At 53.6% G+C, this 25,698-nt stretch carries 26 protein-coding genes, 1 tRNA gene and 3 pseudogenes; 21 read left to right on the forward strand and 9 right to left on the reverse strand.

Features of this window, described 5'->3' with window-relative positions; translation table 11 throughout:
* Positions 1-27 precede the first annotated feature (27 nt).
* Together GFB57_RS12185 and mgtE are read left to right on the forward strand one after the other, a co-directional pair.
* A complete protein-coding gene (locus GFB57_RS12185) occupies positions 28-1,671 on the forward strand; it encodes a multidrug ABC transporter permease/ATP-binding protein (RefSeq protein ID WP_003027580.1) in 1,644 nt (547 codons plus the stop codon).
* 105 nt (positions 1,672-1,776) lie between these two features.
* The gene (gene mgtE / locus GFB57_RS12190) at positions 1,777-3,213 is read left to right on the forward strand and encodes a magnesium transporter (protein ID WP_290366797.1); all 1,437 of its coding nucleotides are present in this window, start codon (positions 1,777-1,779) and stop codon (positions 3,211-3,213) included.
* On the opposite strand, the gene GFB57_RS12195 is transcribed toward mgtE, so the two are convergent.
* Entirely contained in the window at positions 3,176-4,423 is a 1,248-nt protein-coding gene (locus tag GFB57_RS12195) for a SulP family inorganic anion transporter (RefSeq protein WP_003027573.1), read from the reverse strand. The two genes, mgtE and GFB57_RS12195, sit on opposite strands and share 38 nt — an antisense overlap.
* A gap of 278 nt (positions 4,424-4,701) precedes the next feature.
* On the opposite strand from GFB57_RS12195, the gene mqo reads away from it, so the two are divergent.
* Positions 4,702-6,363, forward strand: a complete 1,662-nt coding sequence (gene mqo / locus GFB57_RS12200) for a malate dehydrogenase (quinone) (protein WP_003027571.1) — start codon at positions 4,702-4,704, stop codon at positions 6,361-6,363.
* Between the two features lie 92 nt (positions 6,364-6,455).
* Here the strand turns inward: mqo and eco are convergent, their stop codons facing one another.
* Positions 6,456-6,953, reverse strand: a complete 498-nt coding sequence (eco, locus tag GFB57_RS12205; protein ID WP_003027568.1) for a serine protease inhibitor ecotin — start codon at positions 6,951-6,953, stop codon at positions 6,456-6,458.
* A gap of 412 nt (positions 6,954-7,365) precedes the next feature.
* Between eco and napF the strand changes: the two genes are divergently transcribed.
* The 15 genes from napF to GFB57_RS12280 all read left to right on the forward strand — a co-directional run bounded on the left by napF (position 7,366) and on the right by GFB57_RS12280 (position 19,551).
* Positions 7,366-7,857 (forward strand): ferredoxin-type protein NapF, encoded by a 492-nt coding sequence (napF, locus tag GFB57_RS12210; RefSeq protein WP_003027564.1) that lies wholly within the window; start codon positions 7,366-7,368, stop codon positions 7,855-7,857.
* The gene (gene napD, locus GFB57_RS12215) at positions 7,847-8,110 is read left to right on the forward strand and encodes a chaperone NapD (RefSeq protein ID WP_003027560.1); all 264 of its coding nucleotides are present in this window, start codon (positions 7,847-7,849) and stop codon (positions 8,108-8,110) included. The genes napF and napD overlap by 11 nt, the downstream gene beginning before the upstream one ends.
* Entirely contained in the window at positions 8,107-10,593 is a 2,487-nt protein-coding gene (gene napA / locus GFB57_RS12220) for a nitrate reductase catalytic subunit NapA (RefSeq protein ID WP_003027558.1), read from the forward strand. The genes napD and napA overlap by 4 nt, the downstream gene beginning before the upstream one ends.
* Positions 10,594-10,599: 6 nt before the next feature.
* Positions 10,600-11,295, forward strand: a complete 696-nt coding sequence (gene napG / locus GFB57_RS12225) for a ferredoxin-type protein NapG (RefSeq protein WP_290366798.1) — start codon at positions 10,600-10,602, stop codon at positions 11,293-11,295.
* The gene (napH, locus tag GFB57_RS12230) at positions 11,282-12,145 is read left to right on the forward strand and encodes a quinol dehydrogenase ferredoxin subunit NapH (protein ID WP_003027552.1); all 864 of its coding nucleotides are present in this window, start codon (positions 11,282-11,284) and stop codon (positions 12,143-12,145) included. Before napG ends, napH begins: the two co-directional genes overlap by 14 nt.
* Positions 12,142-12,591, forward strand: a complete 450-nt coding sequence (gene napB, locus GFB57_RS12235) for a nitrate reductase cytochrome c-type subunit (protein ID WP_003027550.1) — start codon at positions 12,142-12,144, stop codon at positions 12,589-12,591. Before napH ends, napB begins: the two co-directional genes overlap by 4 nt.
* A 9-nt stretch (positions 12,592-12,600) precedes the next feature.
* Positions 12,601-13,203: a cytochrome c-type protein NapC gene (gene napC, locus GFB57_RS12240; RefSeq protein WP_290366799.1), complete on the forward strand. Its 603-nt coding sequence runs from the start codon at positions 12,601-12,603 to the stop codon at positions 13,201-13,203.
* Between the two features lie 20 nt (positions 13,204-13,223).
* Positions 13,224-13,844, forward strand: coding sequence for a cytochrome c biogenesis heme-transporting ATPase CcmA (gene ccmA, locus GFB57_RS12245; RefSeq protein WP_003027545.1), 621 nt, complete (start codon positions 13,224-13,226; stop codon positions 13,842-13,844).
* Positions 13,841-14,500 (forward strand): heme exporter protein CcmB, encoded by a 660-nt coding sequence (gene ccmB, locus GFB57_RS12250; RefSeq protein ID WP_003027542.1) that lies wholly within the window; start codon positions 13,841-13,843, stop codon positions 14,498-14,500. Before ccmA ends, ccmB begins: the two co-directional genes overlap by 4 nt.
* A 76-nt stretch (positions 14,501-14,576) precedes the next feature.
* Entirely contained in the window at positions 14,577-15,314 is a 738-nt protein-coding gene (locus GFB57_RS12255) for a heme ABC transporter permease (RefSeq protein WP_003027538.1), read from the forward strand.
* Positions 15,311-15,523, forward strand: coding sequence for a heme exporter protein CcmD (gene ccmD, locus GFB57_RS12260; protein WP_003027536.1), 213 nt, complete (start codon positions 15,311-15,313; stop codon positions 15,521-15,523). Before GFB57_RS12255 ends, ccmD begins: the two co-directional genes overlap by 4 nt.
* Positions 15,520-15,999 carry a cytochrome c maturation protein CcmE gene (gene ccmE / locus GFB57_RS12265; protein WP_003027533.1) on the forward strand — a complete coding sequence of 160 codons (480 nt, stop codon included), beginning with the start codon at positions 15,520-15,522 and terminating at the stop codon, positions 15,997-15,999. Before ccmD ends, ccmE begins: the two co-directional genes overlap by 4 nt.
* On the forward strand, positions 15,996-17,951 hold the full coding sequence (locus GFB57_RS12270) for a heme lyase CcmF/NrfE family subunit (RefSeq protein WP_003027529.1): 1,956 nt from the start codon (positions 15,996-15,998) through the stop codon (positions 17,949-17,951). Before ccmE ends, GFB57_RS12270 begins: the two co-directional genes overlap by 4 nt.
* Positions 17,948-18,505, forward strand: coding sequence for a thiol:disulfide interchange protein DsbE (dsbE, locus tag GFB57_RS12275; protein ID WP_003027524.1), 558 nt, complete (start codon positions 17,948-17,950; stop codon positions 18,503-18,505). Before GFB57_RS12270 ends, dsbE begins: the two co-directional genes overlap by 4 nt.
* Positions 18,502-19,551 carry a cytochrome c-type biogenesis protein CcmH gene (locus GFB57_RS12280; RefSeq protein WP_003027521.1) on the forward strand — a complete coding sequence of 350 codons (1,050 nt, stop codon included), beginning with the start codon at positions 18,502-18,504 and terminating at the stop codon, positions 19,549-19,551. Before dsbE ends, GFB57_RS12280 begins: the two co-directional genes overlap by 4 nt.
* Positions 19,552-19,652: 101 nt before the next feature.
* On the opposite strand, the gene narP is transcribed toward GFB57_RS12280, so the two are convergent.
* A complete protein-coding gene (gene narP, locus GFB57_RS12285; RefSeq protein ID WP_003027518.1) occupies positions 19,653-20,300 on the reverse strand; it encodes a nitrate/nitrite response regulator protein NarP in 648 nt (215 codons plus the stop codon).
* Positions 20,301-20,508: 208 nt separating this feature from the next.
* Between narP and GFB57_RS12290 the strand changes: the two are divergent.
* A pseudogene (locus GFB57_RS12290) lies at positions 20,509-20,631 on the forward strand (transposase); the annotation flags it as partial.
* Positions 20,632-20,953: 322 nt separating this feature from the next.
* Here the strand turns inward: GFB57_RS12290 and GFB57_RS12295 are convergent.
* Both GFB57_RS12295 and GFB57_RS12300 read right to left on the reverse strand, forming a co-directional pair.
* Positions 20,954-21,196 (reverse strand): DinI family protein, encoded by a 243-nt coding sequence (locus GFB57_RS12295; protein ID WP_003027513.1) that lies wholly within the window; start codon positions 21,194-21,196, stop codon positions 20,954-20,956.
* Between the two features lie 92 nt (positions 21,197-21,288).
* Positions 21,289-21,369 (reverse strand): annotated as a pseudogene (locus GFB57_RS12300) (DinI family protein); the annotation flags it as partial.
* A 34-nt stretch (positions 21,370-21,403) separates the two neighbouring features.
* Here GFB57_RS12300 and GFB57_RS12305 point away from each other — a divergent pair.
* Positions 21,404-21,557, forward strand: a pseudogene (locus tag GFB57_RS12305) (LexA family transcriptional regulator); the annotation flags it as partial.
* 376 nt (positions 21,558-21,933) lie between these two features.
* On the opposite strand, the gene GFB57_RS12310 reads toward GFB57_RS12305, so the two are convergent.
* From GFB57_RS12310 to GFB57_RS12320, 3 genes are all read right to left on the reverse strand, one after another.
* A tRNA-Pro gene (locus GFB57_RS12310) sits at positions 21,934-22,010 on the reverse strand.
* Between the two features lie 74 nt (positions 22,011-22,084).
* Entirely contained in the window at positions 22,085-23,845 is a 1,761-nt protein-coding gene (yejM, locus tag GFB57_RS12315; protein ID WP_003027509.1) for an LPS biosynthesis-modulating metalloenzyme YejM, read from the reverse strand.
* A 31-nt stretch (positions 23,846-23,876) separates the two neighbouring features.
* Positions 23,877-24,104: a YejL family protein gene (locus GFB57_RS12320; RefSeq protein ID WP_003027506.1), complete on the reverse strand. Its 228-nt coding sequence runs from the start codon at positions 24,102-24,104 to the stop codon at positions 23,877-23,879.
* Between the two features lie 134 nt (positions 24,105-24,238).
* On the opposite strand from GFB57_RS12320, the gene yejK reads away from it, so the two are divergent.
* Entirely contained in the window at positions 24,239-25,246 is a 1,008-nt protein-coding gene (yejK, locus tag GFB57_RS12325; RefSeq protein WP_003027504.1) for a nucleoid-associated protein YejK, read from the forward strand.
* Positions 25,247-25,366: 120 nt separating this feature from the next.
* Here yejK and rplY read toward each other — a convergent pair whose 3' ends face one another.
* The gene (gene rplY / locus GFB57_RS12330; RefSeq protein ID WP_003027502.1) at positions 25,367-25,651 is read right to left on the reverse strand and encodes a 50S ribosomal protein L25; all 285 of its coding nucleotides are present in this window, start codon (positions 25,649-25,651) and stop codon (positions 25,367-25,369) included.
* Positions 25,652-25,698: the final 47 nt, after the last annotated feature.

The following is a 25,698-nucleotide window of genomic DNA, read 5'->3' on the forward strand; positions in this document are numbered from 1 at the left end:
CTGTTATTACTTGCCCGGGTTGTTCGCATGGAACTTTTACTTCTTGTCTGGCGGCAGTATCGCTGGCCATTTATCAGCGTGATGGCGCTCAGCCTCGCCAGCGCCGCGTTGGGGATTGGGCTGATTGCGTTTATCAACCAGCGTTTGATTGAAACGGTCGACACCACGCTGATGGTGCTACCGGAGTTTCTTGGCCTGCTGCTGTTATTGATGGCCGTCACCCTCGGTTCACAACTGGCGCTCACCACGCTGGGACACCACTTTGTCTACCGACTGCGTAGCGAATTTATCAAACGGATTCTGGACACCCACGTCGAGCGTATCGAACAGCTTGGCAGCGCCTCGTTGCTGGCGGGTTTAACCAGCGACATCCGCAACATCACCATCGCCTTTGTCCGCCTGCCTGAGCTGGTACAGGGGATTATCCTGACCGTCGGATCGGCGGCGTATCTGGCGATGCTGTCGACTAAAATGCTGCTGGTGACGGCAATCTGGATGGCAATCACCATCTGGGGCGGATTTGTGCTGGTGGCGCGGGTGTATAAACACATGGCTACCTTGCGCGAAACTGAAGATAAGTTGTACAACGATTATCAAACGGTGCTGGAAGGGCGCAAAGAGCTGACGCTCAACCGTGAGCGTGCCGAGCATATCTTTAATCAGATGTATGTCCCGGATGCCAAAGAGTACCGTCACCATATTATTCGCGCCGATACTTTCCACCTGAGCGCGGTCAACTGGTCGAACATTATGATGCTGGGCGCCATTGGCCTGGTGTTCTGGATGGCTAACAGTCTGGGATGGGCCGATACCGCCGTAGCGGCGACCTATTCGCTGACGCTGTTATTCCTGCGCACGCCGCTGCTCTCTGCCGTTGGCGCGCTACCGACGCTGCTCACCGCGCAGGTGGCCTTCAACAAGCTGAACAGGTTTGCCCTTGCGCCCTTTAAGGCCGAATTCCCGCGTCCAAATGCGTTTCCGAACTGGCAGACGCTGGAGTTACGTAACGTGGTATTCCACTATCAGGATAACGCCTTCTCCGTTGGACCAGTGAATCTGACGATTCATCGCGGTGAACTGATCTTTCTGATTGGCGGTAACGGTAGCGGGAAATCTACGCTGGCGATGTTACTGACCGGTCTATACCAGCCGCAGTCAGGCGAAATATTGCTTGATGGTAAGGCCGTTGCCGTTGAAAAACCGGAAGACTACCGCAAGCTATTCTCCGCCGTGTTTACTGACGTCTGGCTGTTCGACAAACTGCTGGGGCCGGAAGGTAAAGAGGCTAATCCGCAGTTGGTTGCGAAGTGGCTGGAACATCTGAAGATGGGGCACAAGCTGGAGCTGAGCGATGGCCGTATCCTCAATCTGAAACTGTCGAAAGGGCAGAAGAAACGCGTGGCGCTGCTGCTGGCTCTGGCGGAGGAGCGCGACATCATTCTGCTGGACGAATGGGCTGCCGATCAGGATCCCCATTTCCGCCGGGAGTTCTATCAGGTGCTATTGCCTTTGATGCAGGAAATGGGCAAAACCATTTTCGCCATTAGCCACGACGATCACTATTTTATTCACGCCGATCGTCTGCTGGAAATGCGTAACGGACAGTTGAGTGAACTGCTGGGCGATGAACGTGAAGCCGCCTCGCGTGACGCGGTGGCTCGCACAGCCTGATCCCACGTGCCGCCGGTTTTTTAGCCACCCGGCGGCACTGTTTATTGTTATTTACATAAATCGGCATCATGATTAATGATATTTCATATCATGGATTTATGATTAATGTCCGTAATAAACAAAAACAGCGCCAGGCTGCGTGATGAAGAGCGTGCGCGCCTTATCTGGCTGCTGACCACTGATAAAGCCATTATTTCAACACTGTTGGGCAAGCTTACCCTGGCTGAGCAATATGACGTCGGTACGTTAGCCGACGATATTGCTGAGGTAGGGGCGCTGGTCGCCCACCTGCCGCCTCCCGATTTAGCCGATACCCTCGAAGCATTACCTTCAGAAGAGCGTCACGCCCTGTGGCGACTGGTCGAAAGTGAAAAGCGTGGTAACGTCCTGCTTGAGGCGTCTGAAAACGTCTGGGACGACCTGATCGATGAGATGAGTGACCGCGAAATACTGGATGCGCTGCAATATCTCGATATCGATGAACAGATTTATCTGGTGCAGCATCTCCCGCGTAACCTCACTGGACGGTTGCTGGCGACGTTACCAGCCGAAGAGCGGGCGCGTGTCCGCCAGGTAATGCATTACGAGAAGAATCGCGTCGGCGCGATTATGGAGTTCGAAGTCATCACCGTGCGTCCGGACGTGACGCTGGAAGTGGTGCAACGCTACCTGCGACGGTTGGGCAAAATGCCGGAGAACACCGATAAACTCTTCGTGACCGATCGCAATAAAGTGCTGGTTGGCGAATTGACGCTAACCTGTATTCTGCTCAATGATGTGCAACACAAAGTCAGCGAGGTGATGGAAGATGACCCGCTCACCTTTTCTCCGGACGATATCGCTGAAAACGCTGCACGTACCTTCGAACGTGACGACCTGGTCAGTGCTGCAGTCGTTGACCCTTCAGGCAAGCTGATGGGCCGCTTAACTATCGATGAGATCGTCGATGTGGTTTATGAAGAAACTGATACCGATTTGCGTCGAATGGGGGGCTTAAGCGCCGGAGAGGATGTGTTTGCGCCCGTTACCAAAGCGGTAAAAACCCGTTGGGCGTGGCTGGCCGTTAACCTCTGTACCGCCTTTATCGCCTCGCGGGTGATCGACGGTTTTGAACATACGATTTCGCAACTGGTGGCGCTGGCCTCGCTGATGCCAATTGTGGCGGGAATTGGCGGCAATACCGGGAATCAAACCATCACCATGATCGTTCGAGCGCTGGCGCTACAAAATATTCAGCCGGGGAACCTGACGTTTTTGATCCTGCGCGAAATGGGCGTGGCAGTGATTAATGGCCTCGTATGGGGCGGAATTATGGGCGGTATTACCTGGTGGCTGTACGATGACATGGCGCTCGGCGGAGTAATGACCCTGGCGATGATGCTTAATTTGTTGATGGCAGCATTAATGGGGGTCATCATTCCGATGACGATGGTGAAGCTCGGGCGCGACCCGGCGGTCGGCTCGAGCGTGATGATTACGGCTATCACCGATACCGGGGGATTCTTTATTTTTCTCGGTCTGGCAACGCTGTTTCTGATGTAGTCGCGCGTTTGCCTCTGACGATACGTGGCAGAATGAGCATTGCCATCACCCCGGCAACCACGCCAATCGCCAGGTTGCCGGTGGACACCGTGGCAGCGACGGTCATCAGCATCACCAGCGTTTCAGTGATGGGGAGTTTCCTCAGCGTGGCGGGCTGGATGCTGTGCCAACTGAAGGTTTTTACCGCCACAATCACCATAATTCCCGCCAGCACCGACATGGGTATTTCTGCCATCACTTCGCTTAACCCAGTGACTAACAGTAGTAATACCAGTCCGGCGGCAACCGTCGAGACGCGGCTGCGTCCTTTGCCCATCTCGACGTTAACGATGGTTTGACCAATCATCGCGCACCCGGCGATGCCGCCATAAAATCCGGCCAGAATATTGGCTATCCCCAGCCCGGCACTCTCGCGATTCTTATTCGACGGCGTCACCGTCAGGTCATCCACCAGACGGGCGGTTAACAGCGACTCCATCAAACCAACAAAAGCGATACTCAGCGCGCAGGGCCAGATAATCGCCAGCGTTTGCAGGTTGAGCGGAACCAACAACTGGGTGAAACCCGGCAGGCCGCCGCTCATCGAACCTTCGTCACCGACGGTCGGTAACAGTTGCCCACTGGTGACAGTGAACACGGTCAGCAGCACGATGGCGATAAGCGGTGCGGGGATTGCTTTAATAAATCGCGGAACCCACAGCACAATCAGCAGCGTCAGGACAAACAGCTCCCAGATGAGCGGGCTTTTCCCCCAGAAATGAGGGACCTGGGCAAAGAAAATCAAAATACCTAGTGCGTTGACAAATCCGGTCATCACGGCCGTAGGGATGAATCGCATCAGACGTGCCATTCCCAATACACCAAACAGGATTTGAATCATCCCGGCCAGCACCACTGCAGGCAGGATGTATTGCACGCCGTGTTGATGCACCATCGGACCAATCACCAGCGCAACCGATCCTGCAGCGGCGGTAACCATTGCGGGACGACCACCTAAAAAGGACATCGCCAGGCACAGTACGACGGAGGCGATCAGACTGGCTTTAGGATCAACGCCTGCGATAACGGAAAACGAGATCACTTCCGGGATCAGCGCCAGGGCGGTTACCACACCGGCCAGTGTTTCGCGAACCAGCAGACGGGGTTGGCGGAGCACGGCTCGAGCCGCGTTTTCCGCGACTGCGACAGAGGAATGTTGAGTTGCAGACATAGTTACACTCAGGTCAAAAATGGCCTGATACAGCAGACCGACAGGCATCCGTGCGGTGAATAGCAAAGCGCAGCATAGTACCCGTCTGCCGGGCCGGTTTCCAGAAATTATTGCCAATAACCCTATAAAATATCAACGTATTTATAACATCTTTAAAAATTAAATATAATTTATAAACAATATTTAATTATTTTTACTTAAGTGTTACCGTTGATGCCGCTCGATTTTCACCTGCATTAAAAGCAAAAAAGCGATACTAAAAGTAAGGCATTAACATTATGAAAAAAGTGACTGCCATGCTCTTCACCATGGCTGTAGGGCTGAATGTTGTCTCGATGGCGGCAAAAGCGAAAGCGGCGGAAGAGCAGGAAACGGATGTACTGTTGATTGGCGGCGGCATCATGAGCGCCACGCTGGGAACCTATTTACAGGAGCTGGAGCCGCAATGGTCAATGACCATGGTTGAGCGACTGGATGGTGTAGCGCAGGAAAGCTCAAATGGCTGGAATAACGCCGGAACGGGACACTCCGCACTGATGGAGCTGAACTACACGCCTAAAAAGGCCGACGGTAGCATCAGCATTGAAAAGGCAGTCGAAATTAACGAAGCCTTCCAGATTTCCCGCCAGTTTTGGGCATATCAGGTTAATAATGGCGTGATGCATGAACCACGCTCGTTTATCACTACCGTTCCGCACATGAGTTTTGTCTGGGGTGACGAGAACGTCAACTTCCTGCGTGCCCGTTACGCCGCATTGCAACAGAGCACGTTATTCCGCGGTATGCGTTATTCTGAAGATCACGCGCAGATTAAAGAGTGGGCGCCGCTGGTCATGGAAGGTCGTGATCCAAAACAGAAAGTCGCAGCAACGCGTACCGAGATTGGTACTGACGTGAACTACGGCGAAATCACGCGCCAGTTGATTACCTCATTGCAGAAAAAGCCCAACTTTGCGCTGCAGTTGAGCACCGAAGTGCGCGGTTTTAAGCGTAATGCCGACAATAGCTGGACGGTCACGGTTGCCGATCTGAAAAATAACGAAGCGGAACATGATATCAAGGCGAAGTTTGTCTTTATCGGTGCCGGTGGCGCTGCGCTGAAGCTGTTGCAGGAAACCGACATTCCGGAAGCGAAAGGCTATGCCGGATTCCCGGTGGGCGGGCAGTTCCTGGTTGCGGACAATCCGGACGTAGTCAACCGCCACCTGGCGAAAGTGTACGGTCAGGCCTCCGTTGGCGCGCCGCCGATGTCCGTACCGCACATCGACACGCGTATCCTTGATGGCAAGCGCGTTGTGCTGTTTGGGCCATTCGCGACATTCTCCACCAAGTTCCTGAAAAACGGTTCATTGTGGGATCTGCTCAGCTCGACCACCACGTCGAACTTTATGCCGATGGTCAACGTGGGTCTGGATAACTTCGATCTGGTGAAATATCTGGTGAGCCAGGTGATGCTCAGCGACGACGACCGTTTTGCTGCGCTGCAAGAGTACTATCCGCAGGCGAAAAAAGAAGACTGGCGTTTATGGCAGGCGGGCCAGCGTGTGCAGATCATCAAAAGCGATGCGGAGAAGGGCGGCGTGTTGCGTCTGGGTACTGAAGTCGTCAGCGATAAAGAAGGCACGATTGCTGCGCTGCTGGGAGCTTCTCCGGGCGCATCAACCGCGGCACCGATCATGCTGCATCTGATGGAAAAAGTGTTTAAAGATAAAGTGGCCAGCCCCGAGTGGCAGGCGAAGCTGAAAACCATCATTCCGTCTTATGGTACTAAGCTGAACGGTAACGTTGAGGCTACGGAACAAGAGTTGCAGTACACCAGTGAGGTTCTGGGTCTGAAATATGACAAGCCGCAGGTTGCTGATGAAGCACCGAAACCACAGCTGAAACCTCAGGCACAACCGCAGCCTGAACAGAAAGCCGTCGCGGATATCGCACTGTAAATACAATGCCGGATGGCGCTGCGCTTATCCGGCCTGTTTTATGCGTCTGTAGGCCGGATAAGGCGGTACGCCGCCATCCGGCACATCCTGACTTAGCGCGCGACTGCGTCCTGAATTTTATCTTCTGCTTTCCAGATACGGTATTTAACGTCCACGTTTTCCGGGGTGTAGACCACAATCGGCAGCTTGCTGTTGTAACGGAGCATGCCGTCATCACCCAGATACGCAGTAATGAATTTCTTCTCTTTCTTACCGTCCGGGCAGGCCATCATGGTTGAAACCGGAGATGTGACTTTGTCGAAGACGTAGTAGTCATATCCCCAACCTTCCAGCGTTTTGCTGTCCAGTTCGCCACCAAGGCGGTGTTGGTTGCAGTCAACTTCCAGCGTTTGTCCGATCAGCAGTTCTACTTTCAGAGTAGATTCATCTTTCTCAGGGGTAAGCTGGATAACCTGGCGCTTCATACCCTTTTCCGCCTTAGGATAAGGGGCGACTTTTTCCAGCGGTTGAGCGCCGGCTTCGTTACTGGCAGCCCATGCAGAGGTGCTGGCAAAGGCGGCGAAAAGTACGGCAGGGACAATTGTCTTCATCTTATTGTTCACAGTGTTTCCTTTCTTCTGTCTTTTGAACGAGTCTGGGGCAGGTTAACATATTCGCATCATCAATTAATCTGTATTTACTTATATTTTAAGTGTATCTAGCAATGATTTACGTTCAATGTAGCGATATATTCTAAGAATCATCTTAAATGTAAGATTATTCTCTTGCTATTTGATCGCTATATACATGGCTATATAACTCATTGAAATGTGAGCAAAAGCGCATTTTTTCCCGCCAACTCAACACTCCTTTGATCCGGCAACAGCATTTACCCCAATTGGGGTATGCACCTCTAACACATCCTGAAATATCTTACGGCTAAAAATAACTACTCATAAATAGTGCAGTTTTTTATGTCGTTCAACCCGCCGAGGGAGGGCGTCATTATGGAAGGACAATGTCATGGTTGATTTATCCCGTCGAGGCATGTTGACAGGCAGTTGGCGAAACGCCAGCGCAGGGATCCGTCCGCCGTGGAGCAAGGAAGACTCTCACTTTCTGGCCCATTGCCTCCGTTGTGACGCCTGCATCCAGGCGTGCGAAACCGACATCCTGCAGCGAGGCCAGGGTGGTTACCCGAGCGTAAATTTCAAACACGGCGAGTGCAGCTTTTGCTATGCCTGCGCAGAAGCCTGTCCCGAATCACTTTTTCTTCCGCGCCACACCAGGGCATGGGATCTGAACTTTACGATTGGGGAAAACTGTCTCGCACATCAGTCCGTTGAATGTCACCGCTGTCAGGATAGCTGTGAGCCCATGGCAATAACCTTTCGCCCCACGCTGTCCGGCATTTATCAGCCGCAGCTCGACAATCAGGACTGTAACGGATGTGGCGCCTGTGTCGCTATCTGCCCGGTATCAGCCATTAACGCGGAGTACAACCATGGACAATAACTGGCAGGTCTGCAGCCTGGTCGTTCAGGCCAAAAGCCAGCATATCAACGATATCGCCACGCAGTTGCGTTCCTTTCCCGGTTGCGAAGTTGCCCTCAGCGATGTGGAAAGTGGTCAGTTGATTGTGGTGGTGGAAGCTGAGCAAAGTGAAACGCTAATGAAAACAATTGAGTCAGTGCGCAACGTTGCGGGCGTGCTGGCGGTGTCGCTGGTTTATCACCAGCAGGATGAGCAAGGTGAGGAAACACCATGAAACTCAGTCGTCGTAGCTTTATGAAAGCTAACGCCGTTGCGGCCGCTGCGGCGGCTGCCGGGTTAAGCGTGCCGGGCGTTGCCCGCGCGGTAGTCGGTCAGCAAGAAGCCATCAAATGGGACAAAGCCCCGTGCCGTTTTTGCGGGACGGGCTGCGGCGTATTGGTCGGAACGCAGCAAGGGCGTGTTGTGGCATGCCAGGGCGATCCGGATGCGCCGGTTAACCGTGGGCTTAACTGCATCAAAGGTTACTTCCTGCCGAAAATCATGTACGGGAAAGACCGTTTAACGCAGCCGATGCTGCGCATGAAAGACGGCAAATATCACAAAGAAGGCGAGTTCACCCCGATTAGCTGGGACCAGGCTTTTGACGTGATGGAAGAGAAATTCAAAACGTCGATGAAAGAGAAAGGCCCGGAATCTATCGGCATGTTCGGCTCTGGCCAGTGGACGATTTGGGAAGGTTATGCCGCTGCCAAATTGTTTAAAGCGGGTTTCCGTTCCAATAACATCGACCCGAACGCACGTCACTGCATGGCCTCAGCGGTAGTCGGCTTCATGCGTACCTTCGGTATGGATGAACCGATGGGCTGCTATGACGATATCGAACATGCAGACGCCTTCGTCCTGTGGGGCGCGAATATGGCAGAGATGCACCCGATCCTGTGGTCGCGCATCACCAACCGTCGTCTGTCCGATCCTAACGTCAACGTCGCAGTTCTCTCCACTTTCCAGCACCGCAGCTTTGAGCTGGCGGATAACGGTATGGTCTTCACGCCGCAAACCGATCTGGTGATCCTCAACTACATCGCGAACTACATCATTCAAAACAATGCGATTAACCAGGATTTCTTTAGCAAGCACGTCAACCTGCGTAAAGGCGTGACGGACATCGGCTACGGTTTGCGTCCGACCCATCCGCTGGAAAAAGCGGCGAAAAACCCGGGATCCGATGCCTCTGAACCGATGAGCTTTGAGGATTACAAAGCCTTCGTTGCTGAGTACACGCTGGATAAAACCGCCGAAATGACCGGCGTACCAAAAGATCAGTTGGAACAGCTGGCACAGCTGTATGCCGATCCGAAGAAAAAAGTCATCTCCTACTGGACGATGGGCTTTAACCAGCACACCCGCGGCGTATGGGCTAACAACCTGGTCTATAACCTGCACTTGCTGACTGGCAAAATCTCCCAGCCAGGCTGCGGCCCGTTCTCTCTGACCGGCCAGCCTTCCGCATGCGGCACCGCGCGTGAAGTCGGTACATTCTCCCATCGTCTGCCTGCGGACATGGTGGTGACAAACGAAAAACACCGCGATATCTGCGAGAAGCACTGGAATATTCCGTCAGGGACCATTCCGGCAAAAATCGGTCTGCACGCCGTGGCACAAGACCGCGCGCTGAAAGATGGCAAGCTCAATGTCTACTGGGCGATGTGTACCAACAACATGCAGGCTGGTCCGAACATCAATGAGGAGCGTATGCCGGGCTGGCGCGATCCGCGCAACTTCATCATCGTCTCCGATCCGTACCCGACGGTCAGCGCCTTGTCTGCTGACCTAATCCTGCCGACTGCGATGTGGGTAGAGAAAGAAGGTGCCTACGGTAACGCTGAACGCCGTACACAGTTCTGGCGTCAGCAGATTAAAGCACCGGGCGAATCGAAGTCGGATCTGTGGCAACTGGTGCAGTTCTCTCGTCGCTTCAAAACAGAAGAAGTGTGGCCCGAAGAGCTGTTGGCACAAAAACCGGAGCTGCGTGGCAAAACGCTGTATGACGTGCTGTTTGCCACGCCAGCAGTGACAAAATTCCCGGTGACTGAACTGGCTGAAGATCAACTGAATGATGAATCCCGCGAGCTGGGCTTCTATCTGCAAAAAGGGTTGTTCGAAGAGTACGCCTGGTTTGGTCGCGGTCACGGGCATGACCTTGCGCCATTTGACGATTACCACAAAGCCCGCGGTTTACGCTGGCCGGTCGTCGAAGGCAAAGAGACCCAGTGGCGCTACAGCGAAGGCAACGACCCTTACGTGAAAGCAGGTGAAAGCTACAAGTTCTACGGTAAACCGGACGGTAAAGCGGTTATCTTCGCGCTGCCGTTTGAGCCTGCTGCTGAAGCGCCGGATAAAGAATATGACCTGTGGCTATCCACCGGACGTGTTCTGGAACACTGGCATACCGGCAGTATGACGCGTCGTGTGCCTGAACTGCACCGCGCTTTCCCGGAAGCCGTGCTGTTTATCCACCCGCTGGATGCAAAAGCACGCGATCTGCGTCGTGGCGATAAGGTCAAAGTGATTTCCCGTCGTGGCGAAGTGATTTCGATTGTTGAAACACGCGGTCGTAACCGTCCGCCGCAGGGGCTGGTGTACATGCCGTTCTTCGACGCCGCACAGCTGGTTAACAACCTGACGCTGGATGCGACGGATCCGCTCTCCAAAGAGACGGATTTCAAGAAGTGCGCCGTGAAACTGGCGAAGGTGTAACGCGTTATGTCCCGGTCAGCAAAACCCCAAAATGGCCGCCGCCGCTTTCTGCGCGATATGGTTCGCGCAGCGGGCGGGCTGGCCGTCGTTGGCGTGGCGCTGGGGTTGCAACAACAAACCGCACGCGCAACCGGCGTGCGGTTGCGCCCGCCAGGTGCACTGAGCGAGGAGGCATTTGCCAGCGCTTGCGTACGTTGCGGTCAGTGCGTTCAGGCATGTCCGTATGACACGCTGAAGCTGGCGACGCTGGCCTCCGGGCTGGCGGCTGGTACGCCATATTTCATCGCCCGTGATATTCCCTGCGAAATGTGTGAGGACATTCCGTGCGCCAAAGTCTGCCCCAGCGGCGCGTTGGACAGAGAAATTGAATCCATTGACGATTCGCGTATGGGGCTGGCGGTACTGCTGGATCACGAAAACTGCCTCAACTATCAGGGATTACGCTGTGACGTTTGCTATCGCGAGTGCCCGAAAATCGATGAGGCGATCACCCTGGAGCTGGACCGTAACATGCGTACCGGCAAACATGCGCGGTTTATTCCTACCTTGCACAGCGATGCCTGTACCGGCTGCGGGAAATGCGAAAAAGTCTGCGTACTGGAGCAGCCAGCAATAAAAGTGCTGCCGTTGTCGCTGGCGAAAGGGGAGTTAGGACACCATTACCGCTTCGGTTGGCTGGAGGGGAACAATGGCAAATCGTAAACGTGATGCCGGGCGTGAAGCGCAGGCAAAAAAAGGATGGTGGAAGAGTCATCGTTGGCTGCTGCTGCGTCGTCTGAGTCAGTTTCTGATACTGGCGATGTTCCTTAGCGGCCCGTGGCTTGGTGTTTGGATCCTGCATGGCAACTACAGTAGCAGCCTGTTGCTGGACGCTATCCCATTCACCGATCCGCTGATTACTCTGCAAAGCCTTGCCAGCGGGCATCTGCCGGCGACGGTGGCGTTAACGGGGGCAGCCATCATTACGGTGCTGTATGCCCTGGCCGGTAAGCGACTGTTTTGCAGTTGGGTTTGTCCCATGAACCCGGTCACCGATTTAGCCAGCTGGCTGCGCAGAAGGTTTGACCTGAATCAGTCTGCGACCCTGCCGCGCCATATACGGTACGTCCTGCTGGTGGTCATTCTGGTCGGTTCAGCGCTGACTGGTACGCTGCTGTGGGAGTGGATAAACCCGGTTTCTTTGCTGGGACGTAGCCTGGTAATGGGATTCGGTAGCGGAGCGTTGCTGATCCTCGCGCTGTTTTTATTTGATTTACTGGTCGTTGAGCATGGCTGGTGCGGGCATCTCTGCCCACTGGGTGCGCTGTATAGCGTGGTGGGAAGCAAAGGTGCATTAACCGTTTCGGCAAAAGAACGTAACAGATGTAACCGCTGTATGGATTGTTTTCATGTTTGCCCGGAACCGCATGTGCTACGTGCGCCGGTGCTGGATGAGCAAAGTCCGGTGCAGGTAACCAGTCGCGATTGCATGGCCTGCGGTCGCTGTGTGGATGTCTGTTCTGAGGATGTTTTTACAATAACAACACGATGGAGTTCGGGAGCGAAATCATGAAAAGCCATGACCTGATTAAAGCGCTGAGTCAATGGATGGCCGCGCTGGCCTTGCTAGTCAGTGGGGCAGTTTGGGCTGCAAACGGAGTGGATCTGAGCCAGTCACCGGAAGTCTCAGGAACACAGGAAGGGGCGATTCGCATGCCGAAAGAGCAAGAGCGCATGCCGCTGAACTATGTGAATCAGCCGCCGATGGTTCCGCATAGCGTTGAAGGGTATCAGGTGACGACGAACACTAACCGCTGCCTGCAATGCCACGGTGTGGAAAGCTATCGCACCACCGGTGCGCCGCGCATCAGCCCGACGCACTTTATGGACAGCGACGGCAAGGTATTGGCTGAGGTTGCGCCGCGTCGTTATTTCTGCCTGCAATGTCACGTTCCACAGGCTGACGCCGCGCCGATTGTTGAAAATACCTTCACCCCCTCGAAAGGTTACGGGAAATAAGAGGTCATTATGGAAAATTCTAACCGTAAACCAGGCTGGATTAAGCGCGTCTGGCAATGGTGGCGTCGCCCCAGCCGTCTGGCGCTCGGCACGCTGTTGTTAATCGGCTTTGTGGGCGGCATTATTTTCTGGGGCGGCTTTAATACCGGTATGGAAAAGGCCAATACAGAAGAGTTCTGCATTAGCTGTCACGAAATGCGCAATACGGTGTACCAGGAATACATGGAAACCGTACACTACAACAACCGCAGTGGTGTGCGAGCGACTTGCCCTGATTGCCACGTCCCACACGAGTGGGGCCCGAAAATGATCCGTAAGATCAAGGCCAGTAAAGAGCTGTACGCGAAAGCACTGGGGTTAATAGATACACCGCAGAAATTTGAAGATCATCGTTTAACGATGGGGCAAAATGAGTGGCGGCGTATGAAAGATAACAATTCGCAAGAGTGTCGAAACTGTCACAACTTCGAGTTTATGGATTTAACCGCCCAGAAAGGCGTCGCGGCCAAAATGCACGACCAGGCCGTGAAAGACGGGCAAACCTGTATTGACTGCCATAAAGGGATAGCGCACAAACTGCCTGATATGCGTGAAGTCAAACCGGGCTTTTAACAGGATGTAGATAACCAGGTATGCTTGAAGCCAGAGAATTACTTTGCGAGCGGGATGACAGAATACTGTTCAGCGAGTTGTCATTTCGCGTCAACGCAGGGGAATGGGTACAAATTACCGGCAGCAACGGCGCAGGGAAAACCACTCTGCTGCGGTTGCTTACCGGGCTGGCGCGTCCCGACGCAGGGGAGGTTTGCTGGCAAGAGCAACCGCTGCATCACGTGCGGGACAGCTACCATCAGCAACTACTGTGGATTGGACATCAGCCGGGGATAAAAACCCGGCTTTCGGCGTTGGAGAACCTGCGTTTCTTCCATCATGACGGCGACATCGCGCAGTGTCTGGCTGCGCTGGCGCAGGCGGGACTTGCCGGATATGAAGATATCCCAGTGAACCAACTTTCCGCCGGACAACAGCGGCGCGTGGCGCTGGCCCGTTTGTGGCTGACCCGCGCCCGACTGTGGATCCTCGATGAACCCTTTACCGCCATTGATGTGAACGGTGTTGAGCGACTGACTCAGCGTATGGCGCAGCATACGGAGCAGGGCGGTATTGTTATTCTCACCACCCACCAACCGCTCAATGTTGAAACCGATAAAGTGCGACGTATTGCGCTGACCAGTGAGAGGGCAACGCAATGATGTGGCGAATCTTTCGTTTAGAACTGCGAGTTGCGTTTCGTCATAGTGCGGAAATTGCTAATCCTTTATGGTTCTTCCTGATTGTTATTACGCTGTTCCCCCTGAGTATTGGGCCGGAGCCACAGCTGCTGGCGCGCATAGCGCCGGGCATCATCTGGGTTGCGGCGCTACTGGCGTCATTGCTGGCGCTGGAACGGCTATTTCGTGATGACTTACAGGATGGCAGCCTTGAGCAACTGATGCTGCTGCCGTTACCGCTACCGGCCGTGGTGCTGGCGAAAGTGATGGCGCACTGGGTCGTGACAGGTCTGCCGCTGCTGATCCTCTCGCCGCTGGTGGCGCTGTTGCTGGGCATGGATATGTACGGCTGGAAAATTATGGCGCTGACCTTGTTACTCGGAACGCCGACGCTGGGTTTTCTCGGCGCGCCGGGCGTGGGGTTGACGGTGGGCTTAAAGCGCGGCGGCGTGCTGTTAAGCGTGCTGGTACTCCCGCTCACCATACCCTTACTGATTTTTGCGACCGCCGCGATGGATGCGGCCTCTATGCACTTACCGGTTGAAGGGTACATGGCGATTCTGGGGGCGTTGCTGGTCGGCAGCGCCACGTTAAGCCCGTTTGCCACAGCCGCGGCGTTACGGATAAGCGTGCAGTAACGAGAATTAGATGTGCAGGCCGGGCAAGGCGCTCCGGCACAACGGATTTTAATTTATGGAGTCTGGTGACTGAACTATGTGGAAAACACTTCATCAATTGGCGATGCCCCCTCGGCTCTATCAGATCTGTGGCTGGTTTATCCCGTGGCTGGCGATTGCCAGCGCGGTGGTACTGATAACGGGATGGGTTTGGGGCTTTGGTTTTGCCCCTGCAGACTATCAGCAGGGGCAGAGCTATCGCATTATTTATCTGCACGTTCCGGCGGCAATCTGGTCGATGGGCATTTACGCCTCGATGGCCGTTGCCGCGTTTATCGGCCTGGTCTGGCAGATGAAAATGGCCAATCTGGCGCTGGCTGCGATGGCGCCGATTGGTGCAGTGTTTACCTTTATTGCGCTGGTGACAGGTTCCGCATGGGGCAAGCCGATGTGGGGAACCTGGTGGGTTTGGGATGCCCGACTCACCTCTGAACTGGTGCTGCTGTTTCTCTACGTTGGCGCCATTGCGCTGTGGCATGCCTTTGACGACCGCCGTCTGGCAGGTCGTGCCGCCGGTATTCTGGTGCTGATTGGCGTGGTCAACTTACCGATTATCCACTACTCGGTTGAGTGGTGGAATACGCTGCATCAGGGTTCTACCCGCATGCAGCAAAGCATCGATCCGGCAATGCGTACGCCGCTGCGTCTGGCGATCGTCGGCTACCTGTTACTGTTTGTCACGCTGGCGCTGATGCGCATGCGTAACCTGATTTTGATGATGGAAAAACGCCGCCCGTGGGTGAGCGAACTGATCTTAAAAAGAGGCCGCCAATGACCCCTGCATTTGCATCATGGAGTGATTTTTTCGCGATGGGCGGCTACGCCTTGTATGTCTGGCTTGCCGTAGCGATGAGTGTTATCCCGCTGGTGGTGCTGGTAGTGCATTCCACGTTACAGCATCGCGCAATTTTACGCGGTGTAGCGCAGCAGCGGGCGAGAGAAGCACGTATGCGTGCGGCGCAAGTGCAACGGGAGGCGGCGTGAATATTCGACGTAAAAATCGGTTATGGATAGCCTGTGCGGTACTGGCGGGTCTGGCTTTGACCATTACGCTGGTGCTTTATGCGCTGCGTTCCAATATTGACCTGTTCTATACGCCGGGAGAGATACTCTACGGTAAGCGCGAAACGCAGCAGATGCCTGAAGTCGGTCAGCGCCTGCGCGTGGGCGGTATGGTGATGCCCGGTAGCGTAAAGCGCGATCCGCAGTCGTTGAAGGTGAATTTCAGCATCTATGACGCCGAAGGTGTAGTGGATGTAACCTATGAAGGTATTCTGCCGGATCTGTTCCGCGAAGGGCAGGGTGTTGTTGTTCAGGGCGAACTGGACGAGGGAAATCATGTACTGGCCAAAGAGGTTCTGGCCAAACATGATGAAAATTACACCCCGCCGGAAGTTGAAAAAGCGATGCAGGAAAACCATCGTCGTCCGGAAAGCGTGTATAAGGATAAAACGTCATGATGCCTGAAATTGGCAATGCGCTGTTGTGCCTTGCGCTAGGCGTGGCGTTACTGCTGTCGGTCTATCCGCTGTGGGGCGTAGCGCGCGGCGATGTGCGGATGATGGCTTCCGCGCGGCCCTTTGCCTGGGTTTTGTTTATCTGCGTGATGGGGGCGTTCCTGATTCTGGTCAACGCCTTCGTGGTTAATGACTTTACCGTCACCTACGTCGCCAGTAATTCCAATACCCAGCTTCCGGTCTGGTATCGGGTGGCAGCAACCTGGGGCGCGCATGAAGGCTCTCTGCTGCTGTGGGTGCTGCTGATGAGCGGCTGGACGTTCGCCGTTGCGGCATTCAGCCAGCGTATGCCGCTGGACATCGTCGCCCGCGTGCTGGCGGTGATGGGGATGGTCAGCGTTGGCTTTCTGCTGTTTATTCTGTTTACCTCCAATCCATTTGCCCGTACGTTGCCCAACTTCCCTATTGAAGGGCGCGACCTGAACCCGCTGTTGCAGGATCCTGGGCTGATTTTCCATCCGCCGTTGCTGTACATGGGGTATGTCGGTTTCTCCGTGGCCTTTGCGTTTGCGATTGCCGCGTTGATGAGTGGCCGACTGGACAGTACCTTCGCCCGTTTTTCGCGTCCGTGGACGCTGGCGGCGTGGGTGTTCCTGACGCTGGGTATTGTGCTCGGTTCCGCCTGGGCCTATTACGAGCTGGGCTGGGGCGGCTGGTGGTTCTGGGATCCAGTTGAAAACGCCTCGTTTATGCCATGGCTGGTGGGAACGGCGCTGATGCACTCGTTGTCGGTCACCGAACAGCGTGCCAGCTTTAAAGCCTGGACGCTGCTGCTGTCAATCTGCGCCTTCTCGCTTTGCCTGTTGGGGACTTTCCTGGTGCGCTCCGGCGTGCTGGTGTCGGTGCATGCTTTTGCCTCCGATCCGTCGCGCGGGATGTTTATTCTGGCCTTTATGGTATTAGTGATTGGTGGCTCCTTGCTGCTGTTTGCGGTTCGCGGTCACAAGGTCCGCTCACGGGTAAACAACGCGCTGTGGTCGCGTGAATCTCTGCTGTTAGGCAACAACGTTCTGCTGATTGCCGCCATGCTGGTGGTGCTATTGGGTACGCTGCTGCCGCTGGTGCACAAACAGCTGGGGCTGGGTAGCATTTCGATTGGCGAGCCGTTCTTCAACACCATGTTTACCTGGCTGATGGCACCGTTCGCGCTGTTGCTGGGAATAGGGCCATTAGTGCGTTGGGGCCGTGACCGACCGCGTAAGCTGAAAACACTATTGCTTGTCGCGTTTGTCACCACGCTTGTTATGTCGCTGCTGCTGCCGTGGCTGTTTGAGGATCGCATTGCCGCTATGACGGTGGTGGGTCTGGCGATGGCATGCTGGATATTTGTGCTGGCGGTGTCCGAAGCGTTCCTGCGTGTTTCCCGCGGAACGAAGTTAACACCAAGCTATTGGGGCATGGTGTCGGGCCACGTTGGGCTGGCGATTACTATTGTCGGTATTGCCTTTAGCCAGAACTACAGTGTTGAACGCGATGTGCGCATGAAGGCAGGTGATAGCGTCAGTATCCATAACTATCAGTTCACGTTCCGCGAAGTGAAAGATATTACCGGACCTAACTACCGGGGCGGTGTCGCCATTATTGGCGTTACCCGAGATGGTAAACCAGAAGCCACGCTGCATGCGGAAAAACGCTTCTATAACAGCACCAGTTCGATGATGACCGAAGCGGCAATTGACGGCGGATTCACACGCGATCTGTACGCTGCGCTGGGTGAAGAACTGGATAACGGCGCATGGGCTGTGCGTTTGTACTACAAACCGTTTATTCGCTGGATTTGGGCCGGAGGATTGCTGATGGCGCTGGGCGGATTGTTCTGCCTGTTTGATCCACGCTATCGTCAGCGCACGCGTCCTCGCGCCGCGGTGCAAAAAAATGCGTCGGAGGCTGTATGAAGCGCAACGCACTGTTAATTCCGTTTATTATTTTTCTGATCATTGCGGCGGCGCTGCTGTGGCAGCTGGCGCGTAACGCTCAGGGGGACGATCCCACTAATCTGGAGTCGGCGCTGATCGGCAAACCCGTTCCGACATTCCGCCTGGAGTCGCTGGAAAATCCGGGTCAGCATTATCAGGCCGATGTGCTGACCCAGGGCAAACCGGTACTGCTGAACGTCTGGGCGACTTGGTGTCCGACCTGTCGCGCCGAACATCAGTACCTGAATCAGCTGTCTGCGCAGGGCGTGCGGGTAGTGGGTCTGAACTATAAAGACGATCGTCAGAAAGCCATTGTCTGGTTGAAGGAGCTGGGCAATCCTTACTCATTAAGCCTGTTTGACGGCGACGGTATGCTTGGTCTGGATCTTGGCGTGTACGGCGCGCCGGAGACGTTCCTGATCGACGGTAACGGTATTATTCGCTATCGCCACGCCGGTGATTTGAATGCCAGGGTGTGGGAGAGCGAGATCAAACCGTTGTGGGATAAGTACAGTAAGGAGGCTGCGCAATGAGATTTTTACTGGGCCTGCTGATGCTGGTTATCTCGGGATCCGCGCTTGCGACCATCGATGTGATGCAGTTTAAGGATGAAGCGCAGGAGCAGCAGTTCCGTCAGCTTACCGAACAGTTGCGCTGTCCTAAATGTCAGAACAACAGTATTGCCGATTCTAACTCGATGATTGCCACCGACCTGCGTCAGAAAGTGTACGAACTGATGCAGGAAGGAAAAAGTCAGAAAGAGATTGTCGACTACATGGTGGCGCGCTACGGCAACTTCGTCACTTACGATCCGCCGTTGACGCCGCTTACTGTGCTTTTGTGGGTGATGCCGGTGGTCGCGATTGGTCTGGGTGGCTGGATTATTTTCGCCCGTACTCGCCGACGTGTCCGGGTGAAACAGGAAGAGTTTCCTGATGACGTTATCCCGGATGGCAAGCGCGGTGGATTCGGGTTGTTTGTGCCCGGCATCGTGGTGGCGCTGGTCGTGGGTGCGGTGAGCTATTATGAAACCGGCAACTATAAGCAGGTTCAGGTCTGGCAACAGGCCACCGCTCAGGCTCCGGCGCTGCTGGAGCGGGCGTTGGATCCAAAAGCTGATCCGCTCAATGAAGAAGATATGACGCGTCTGGCGTTGGGTCTGCGCACTCGCTTACAAGCCGATCCTACCAACGTTGAAGGTTGGATCATGCTTGGGCGCATTGGCATGGTACTTGGTAACGCCAGTACGGCCACTGAAGCCTATGCCAATGCTTATCGACTGGATCCGAAAAACAGCGATGCTGCGCTGGGCTATGCGGAAGCGCTGACCCGTTCTTCCGATCCTGATGATAACCGTCGGGGAGGGGAGCTGCTACGCCAGTTGGTACGTGGCGAACATGCCAACGTGCGGGTTCTCAGCATGTATGCGTTTAACGCTTTTGAACAGCAGCGCTTTGGCGAGGCGGTTGCGGCATGGGAGATGATGCTGAAATTATTACCGGCCAATGATACCCGTCGGGCGGTGATAGAACGCAGCATTAAGCAGGCGATGGAGCAGCTAACGCCGCAGGAGAAGTAAGAGTGGAAGATGCCGGATGGCGACGCAAAGCGTCTTATCCGGCCTACTGATGCACGTGACTTGTAGGCCCGATAAGCGTAGCGCCATCGGGCAATATCTGATTACTGCATGCCGCGTGTTTGTAAAAATAGAATGGTGGCAGCTACACGAGAACGCACGTTGAGTTTGCGCAGCAGATTGCGAATATGCACCTTCACCGTCTGTTCAGAAATATTCAGCACTGATGCAATCTGTTTGTTCGACAGCCCCTGAGCAAGTTCATGTAACACATCCAGTTCGCGTTCGGTGAGAACGCTGAATGGGTCTTCCTGAGCGCCAAACAGGTCGCGCTCGCGCAAATATTCGCTGACGCGGGTACTAAAGGCTTTACCACCTTTGGCACCACTGCGAATAGCCTCCAGCAGGACTTCAGGATCGCTGTCTTTAAGCAAATAACCATCCGCGCCGGCATCAATTAGAGCATACACATCGTTGGCGGCATCCGATACGGTAAGAATAATAATTTGCGCGGTGACGCCGTCCCGACGCAGCGCATTCAGGGTATCCAGTCCGCTCATCCCTTTCATATTGAGATCCAGTAGGATCACATCAAGGTCCAGGCGGTTTGCCAGGTCGATAGCGCTGGCGCCATCACCCGCTTCCGCGACTACGTTAAAGGCGGGATCAAGTTGCAATAATTGACTAATTCCTCGCCGCATCAGTGGGTGGTCGTCAACAATCAGCACCCGAAAAGGCGTTGCTTCAGGCATACTATTCTCCTGAGTTTTTATTAGTATCATTATTGTTTTCAGCGCATCAATCGTCCAGATTCATCACGCTGATGAGAGGATAAATTTTACCCCAATTTGTGCATGGGTAAGTAGTAAAACCTGTACAGATGTAAGTATCCCGCATAATCGTGCCATTCATATTTAGAGATCCTCCGGCATAATCAATCTGCCAACAAAGGAGATCACTATGCGTAAAGCCCGTTTTACTGAGCATCAGATCATTGCCGTAATTAAATCGGTTGAATCCGGACGAACCGTTAAAGATGTCTGCCGGGAGGCCGGTATTTCTGAAGCCACCTACTATAACTGGTTGTTGCAAAGGATTGTTCAATGGTGAATAATTTTCATTGGTATTATTTTTATTGAAATTGTCGCTTTGTCCTAATATATGATAACCATAGGTTGCTGAATCATATCAAGCAGTGTTCCTTTGCCGATATTTGGCGTAATAACGGAAATCATTAAAGATGACCTGGCTGGCCAATTGATGGTGAGTCGTGACGAAAGTTGCCGCAACCACACCGTATGCAAGAGCATGATTGCGGCCGACTGGCGAACGTTCGATAGTGCGAGTATTGAATGATTGCCAGTCACGGCGGATTGTACTTAAGCAATATGACGGTTCAAGGCGTTTAATCTGAAACCAGCCACATATCAGCCTCTTCAAACATTTCCTGAACAGTACGGCTTATCTGCTCCTTCTCATGCTTACTGGCGTCAGTATTGATCGCCGGTAGTGTCATCATCGGTTTAACCCGAACATCAGCATCGGGGAAGAGCCGCTGAACCCTCTTAGTCAATTCTCCCAGAATGATATCTTTTGCTCCGGGCAAACCATCAAAATTCCTTTTGTCATAAACGAGTTCCACGAACATTGCTTGTAGCCTTTTTGCTGGATGTATATACAGTATTTATACTGTGTTTTTATCCGGTATTCAAGAGGGGTTAATTGATGTCACGACGCAGCGATATTGAAATGGCCTGGCATGCTTCGATACAGAAAGAACCTAGTGGCCGGAAGACCGTCACCACATAGCGGTTTGTCCAGGAACTGAGCAAGGTCAGCTGGAACTGGACAATGAAGCCACCTTCAGCCCCACCTGATAAATCTGGAGAACGGGAGCGCTGCCAGAAGATGGTGATGGCTACAATTCCTCACACGCAATATTTGGAGTTATCACGTACATCATTAATGATGCCAGGAACGCGGAGTTTGATGACTGCCCGATTATGTAGATAGAAACACACCAATGGGAAAGGATAATTATGCTTGTTTGATGGCTAATTAACCGCTCATGAAATTGGTAATATTTTAGTTAAAAATATTAGATATCAATCACAAAGATTTAATGACAATTGCCTTTGAAATGACTATAAATCTACCCACTCGCTACGGATATAGCGTATCCAATATGCACTGCTGTGTGATTACGGGTGTCTGTGGATGTCAGCAGGCACCCGGTTTTTCATCATCGACTACACACAGCAGCTACCATGCCTGGCAAATTCTATATTTGAGCGGTGTTTCTCCCCATTCATTCCCCAGAGCTTCCCCACTTAGAAAACAGGCATAAAAAAACCAGCCGTAACGGGCTGGTTCTTAGAGGATTTTTGGTCGGCACGAGAGGATTTGAACCTCCGACCCCCGACACCCCATGACGGTGCGCTACCAGGCTGCGCTACGTGCCGACGCTATGGCTGCTAATACTACTGCTTTCCGCTACGAATGCAAGAGCATGTCTCGCTAACTGATTTATAATTAATCAGTTAGCAATAAATCGCTTCTCATCCGTCAGAACCTGTAACAGCAGACTTAGCTGCGGTTTCTGATCTTTTATTTTCTCGCCGCGCAAATTATAGGTCTGATAATTACCGTTGTTGTTCAGCACCAGCGTCATCTCGGGTGTGGTAACGGCCATCGTGCTGCCGTCAGCGGCAGTAACCCAGTAATGGCGGCGAGTTGCATTGAACAGATCCTGCCCCTGCGAGTATTCGTTAGCAGGTGTACTGACGTGCAGCAGGCGCTGCATCAGCGTTGTCATCAGGTCCGTATGATCGGTAAGACTATTGATGCGCTGTGCAGGCGTTCCCGGCCAGTGAATAACCAGAGGAACCTGCAGATGGCCTCGCGACCAGGCAAAGTTGTTCTCTTCCTGAGTCAGCGGCACGCCCCGACCAGCGGTAATAATCACCACCGTGTTGTTCAGTTTGCCGGAGTCGCGCAGGGCGCTAATAACGCGGTTGATGTTGGCATCCACATCCTGAGCGGCGCTGGCATAGCGTTTGGCAAAATTCTTCTGGTTACTCTCATCAAGGTTGGTCCCGTTAAAGGAGACCCACGAGAACCAGCGGTTATCTTCCTGCGCGTAGCGTCCCAGCCAGTTAATCCACTGGCTTGCAGTTTGCTCGTCAGATTGCGTTTGCACGCTTGGCATGGAGAAATCTGATAGCAGCGCCTGGCGATAAAGCGGGCTGGTAAAGCCATCCGAGGAGAATAGCCCTAACTGATAGCCCTGCTGGTTCAGCGCGGAAATCAACGCCGCAGGCGTTCGGGTCGATAAAATCCCATCCATGTAGCTTGGTGAGACGCCGTAGAACAGGCCAAAAATCCCGTTATCTGTGGTGTTACCGGTGCTCATGTGACGCGTAAAGGAGATATTCTGCCCGGCGAATTCAGCCAGCGCAGGCATCTGCTTTTCAAAGCGTGAATAGTTCAGGCCGTCGACGGTGATTAGCAGGACGTTCTGGCCGGTGCCCATATCGCGATAGCGCAGTTCGCTCAGCGGGTACTGCACGGAAACTGCTTCCGGATTCCCCTGCTCGATCAGGCGACGCTGATACTCTTGCGCATCCAGCAGACCATGTTTTTCCAGGAACTTACGCGCCGTCATCGGGTAGGAGAGCGGCAGGTTCGCGCGCTGCATGGTAATCGGGCGATAGAAATTGGCATCCGCCCAGATATACACCACGTGCGAGGCGATAAAGCAAATGAAGAAGAATGCGGCTAATGGTTTGGCGAAGTGGCGACGACGCGTCAGGCTACGCAGCTTTTGCCAGCTCCAGGTCGCAAACAGCATTTCAATTAACAAAATCACTGGCACGCTGATAAACATCAGTTGCCAGTCACGCGCCGCTTCATTCTGGTCAGGATTGATGACCAGTTCCCAGACGATCGGGTTGAGGTGCAAATGGAAGCGGGTGAAAACTTCGCTGTCGATTAGCAACAGCGTCATGCCCACCGTCGCCAGAATAGCTGATAAGAATCGCATCAGCCTCTGGGACATGACGATAAACGTCAGGGGAAACAGGATTAGCAGATAGGTGGCAAACACCAGAAAACTAAAATGTCCGACCAGGCTTACATAGGAATAAATACGACCTGCAAGCGTTGTCGGCCAGTCGGCGACAAACAGGTAACGGCTACCGAGTACCACGGCCAACAGAATGTTGAACAAGGCAAACCAGTGCCCCCAGCTAACCATCTGGGAGACTTTCTCACGGTAGCGCTGACGATGAGTTACCATAAACTGTTGTTCGTTTCCCCGGAGCAGGCTCTTAATGCGCTTGGTCGTCGTTTACCGAAGACTGTAATGCGCGGGCAAAAGAGTTGGCAATCGCCTGGCGCTGGGCCGGTGCGATGCTTGTATTGATAAGGTTAGTCACCATATTTCCCAGTACCATCAGGGAAAGGTCGGTCGGCGCCTTATGTTTTTCCAGTACGTTGAGCATCTCATTCAGCAGTTGTTCAACGTGTTCGTCACTATAGCGGGAAATTTGTGGCATAAATCGAAATCAGTCTGTTCATGAAAGGGCAACATATTACCGTACAGACAGTTTTTTTTCTGCTTTTTTATCTTCTATTGCGTCACTGCCCGGCAGGTGGTTGAATACCGCCCGGTCTAAAAGGAGAGTTTATCATGAGTCTGGATATCAACCAGATTGCCCTGCACCAGCTTATCAAACGTGACGAGCAGAACCTTGAGCTGGTCTTGCGCGATTCATTACTGGAACCGACAGCGACGGTTGTCGATATGATGGCTGAGCTGCATCGGGTATATAGCGCCAAGAATAAAGCTTATGGCCTGTTTAGCGAAGAGAGTGAACTGGCACAAACGCTGCGTTTACAGCGTCAGGGCGAAGAGGATTTTCTGGCATTTAGTCGTGCCGCGACCGGACGCTTGCGGGACGAGCTGGCGAAATATCCTTTTGCCGACGGCGGCATTGTCCTGTTCTGCCATTACCGCTATCTGGCGGTAGAGTATCTGTTGGTCGCCGTGCTGAACAATTTAAGCAGCATGCGCGTCAATGAAAATCTGGATATCAATCCGACGCACTATCTGGACATCAATCATGCGGATATCGTGGCGCGTATTGATTTAACCGAATGGGAAACCAATCCGGAGTCCACGCGCTATCTGACGTTCCTGAAAGGGCGGGTAGGGCGCAAAGTCGCCGATTTCTTTATGGATTTCCTCGGTGCCAGCGAAGGTCTGAACGCCAAAGCGCAAAACCGTGGCCTACTGCAGGCGGTCGATGACTTTACTGCCGAGGCGCAGCTCGATAAAGCTGAACGCCAGAACGTGCGTCAGCAGGTGTACAGCTACTGCAACGAACAGCTACAAGCCGGTGAAGAGATCGAGCTGGAGTCGCTGTCCAAAGAGCTTTCCGGCGTTAGTGAAGTTAGCTTCAGCGAATTTACCGCTGATAAAGGCTACGAGCTGGAAGAGAGTTTCCCGGCGGATCGCAGTACGCTGCGTCAGTTAACCAAATTTGCCGGAAGCGGCGGTGGGTTAACCATCAACTTCGACGCCATGCTACTGGGTGAACGTATTTTCTGGGATCCGGCGACGGACACCTTGACCATCAAAGGTACGCCGCCGAACCTGCGCGACCAGCTGCAGCGTCGCACGTCGGGCGGGAAATAAAACCGTTTGCCGGGTGAGAGCGTAAACGCCTTATCCGGTCGACGAGAACCATCAGTATCGATTACAAAATCCCATAAAAAAACCCCGCCTTGGCGGGGTTTTTCTTCAACTTGTTTGCGATTACGCGCGAACGAAGTCGATGTGAGACAGCTTCGGCTTGAACGGGTGACGCTGTACAGCCTGAGCTTTAACTTTAACTTCTTTACCGTCAACAACGATGGTCAGAACTTCGCTGTAGAATTCAGCTTTAGCTTGCATGTTCATAACTGCATCGTGATCCAGTTCGATAGCAATCGGGGCTTCTGCGCCACCGTAGATGATTGCCGGGAACTTGTTAGCGGCACGCAGGCGGCGGCTCGCACCCTTACCCTGCTCTTTACGTACTTCAGCGTTGATAGTAAACATTTAAATCTCTCTTTAATAATTCCTGCTACAGGCGACCCAGCAACAGG

It is taken from the genome of Citrobacter sp. S39 (assembly GCF_009495675.1).
Classification (GTDB): domain Bacteria; phylum Pseudomonadota; class Gammaproteobacteria; order Enterobacterales; family Enterobacteriaceae; genus Citrobacter; species Citrobacter freundii.

Coding starts and splice junctions, on each gene's coding strand:
- GFB57_RS12185 (WP_003027580.1), top strand. CDS start 28: ATGGAACTTTTACTTCTTGTCTGGCGGCAGTATCGCTGGCCATTTATC.
- mgtE (WP_290366797.1), top strand. CDS start 1,777: ATGTCCGTAATAAACAAAAACAGCGCCAGGCTGCGTGATGAAGAGCGT.
- GFB57_RS12195 (WP_003027573.1), bottom strand. CDS start 4,423: ATGTCTGCAACTCAACATTCCTCTGTCGCAGTCGCGGAAAACGCGGCT.
- mqo (WP_003027571.1), top strand. CDS start 4,702: ATGAAAAAAGTGACTGCCATGCTCTTCACCATGGCTGTAGGGCTGAAT.
- eco (WP_003027568.1), bottom strand. CDS start 6,953: ATGAAGACAATTGTCCCTGCCGTACTTTTCGCCGCCTTTGCCAGCACC.
- napF (WP_003027564.1), top strand. CDS start 7,366: ATGGTTGATTTATCCCGTCGAGGCATGTTGACAGGCAGTTGGCGAAAC.
- napD (WP_003027560.1), top strand. CDS start 7,847: ATGGACAATAACTGGCAGGTCTGCAGCCTGGTCGTTCAGGCCAAAAGC.
- napA (WP_003027558.1), top strand. CDS start 8,107: ATGAAACTCAGTCGTCGTAGCTTTATGAAAGCTAACGCCGTTGCGGCC.
- napG (WP_290366798.1), top strand. CDS start 10,600: ATGTCCCGGTCAGCAAAACCCCAAAATGGCCGCCGCCGCTTTCTGCGC.
- napH (WP_003027552.1), top strand. CDS start 11,282: ATGGCAAATCGTAAACGTGATGCCGGGCGTGAAGCGCAGGCAAAAAAA.
- napB (WP_003027550.1), top strand. CDS start 12,142: ATGAAAAGCCATGACCTGATTAAAGCGCTGAGTCAATGGATGGCCGCG.
- napC (WP_290366799.1), top strand. CDS start 12,601: ATGGAAAATTCTAACCGTAAACCAGGCTGGATTAAGCGCGTCTGGCAA.
- ccmA (WP_003027545.1), top strand. CDS start 13,224: ATGCTTGAAGCCAGAGAATTACTTTGCGAGCGGGATGACAGAATACTG.
- ccmB (WP_003027542.1), top strand. CDS start 13,841: ATGATGTGGCGAATCTTTCGTTTAGAACTGCGAGTTGCGTTTCGTCAT.
- GFB57_RS12255 (WP_003027538.1), top strand. CDS start 14,577: ATGTGGAAAACACTTCATCAATTGGCGATGCCCCCTCGGCTCTATCAG.
- ccmD (WP_003027536.1), top strand. CDS start 15,311: ATGACCCCTGCATTTGCATCATGGAGTGATTTTTTCGCGATGGGCGGC.
- GFB57_RS12270 (WP_003027529.1), top strand. CDS start 15,996: ATGATGCCTGAAATTGGCAATGCGCTGTTGTGCCTTGCGCTAGGCGTG.
- dsbE (WP_003027524.1), top strand. CDS start 17,948: ATGAAGCGCAACGCACTGTTAATTCCGTTTATTATTTTTCTGATCATT.
- GFB57_RS12280 (WP_003027521.1), top strand. CDS start 18,502: ATGAGATTTTTACTGGGCCTGCTGATGCTGGTTATCTCGGGATCCGCG.
- narP (WP_003027518.1), bottom strand. CDS start 20,300: ATGCCTGAAGCAACGCCTTTTCGGGTGCTGATTGTTGACGACCACCCA.
- GFB57_RS12295 (WP_003027513.1), bottom strand. CDS start 21,196: ATGTTCGTGGAACTCGTTTATGACAAAAGGAATTTTGATGGTTTGCCC.
- yejM (WP_003027509.1), bottom strand. CDS start 23,845: ATGGTAACTCATCGTCAGCGCTACCGTGAGAAAGTCTCCCAGATGGTT.
- GFB57_RS12320 (WP_003027506.1), bottom strand. CDS start 24,104: ATGCCACAAATTTCCCGCTATAGTGACGAACACGTTGAACAACTGCTG.
- yejK (WP_003027504.1), top strand. CDS start 24,239: ATGAGTCTGGATATCAACCAGATTGCCCTGCACCAGCTTATCAAACGT.
- rplY (WP_003027502.1), bottom strand. CDS start 25,651: ATGTTTACTATCAACGCTGAAGTACGTAAAGAGCAGGGTAAGGGTGCG.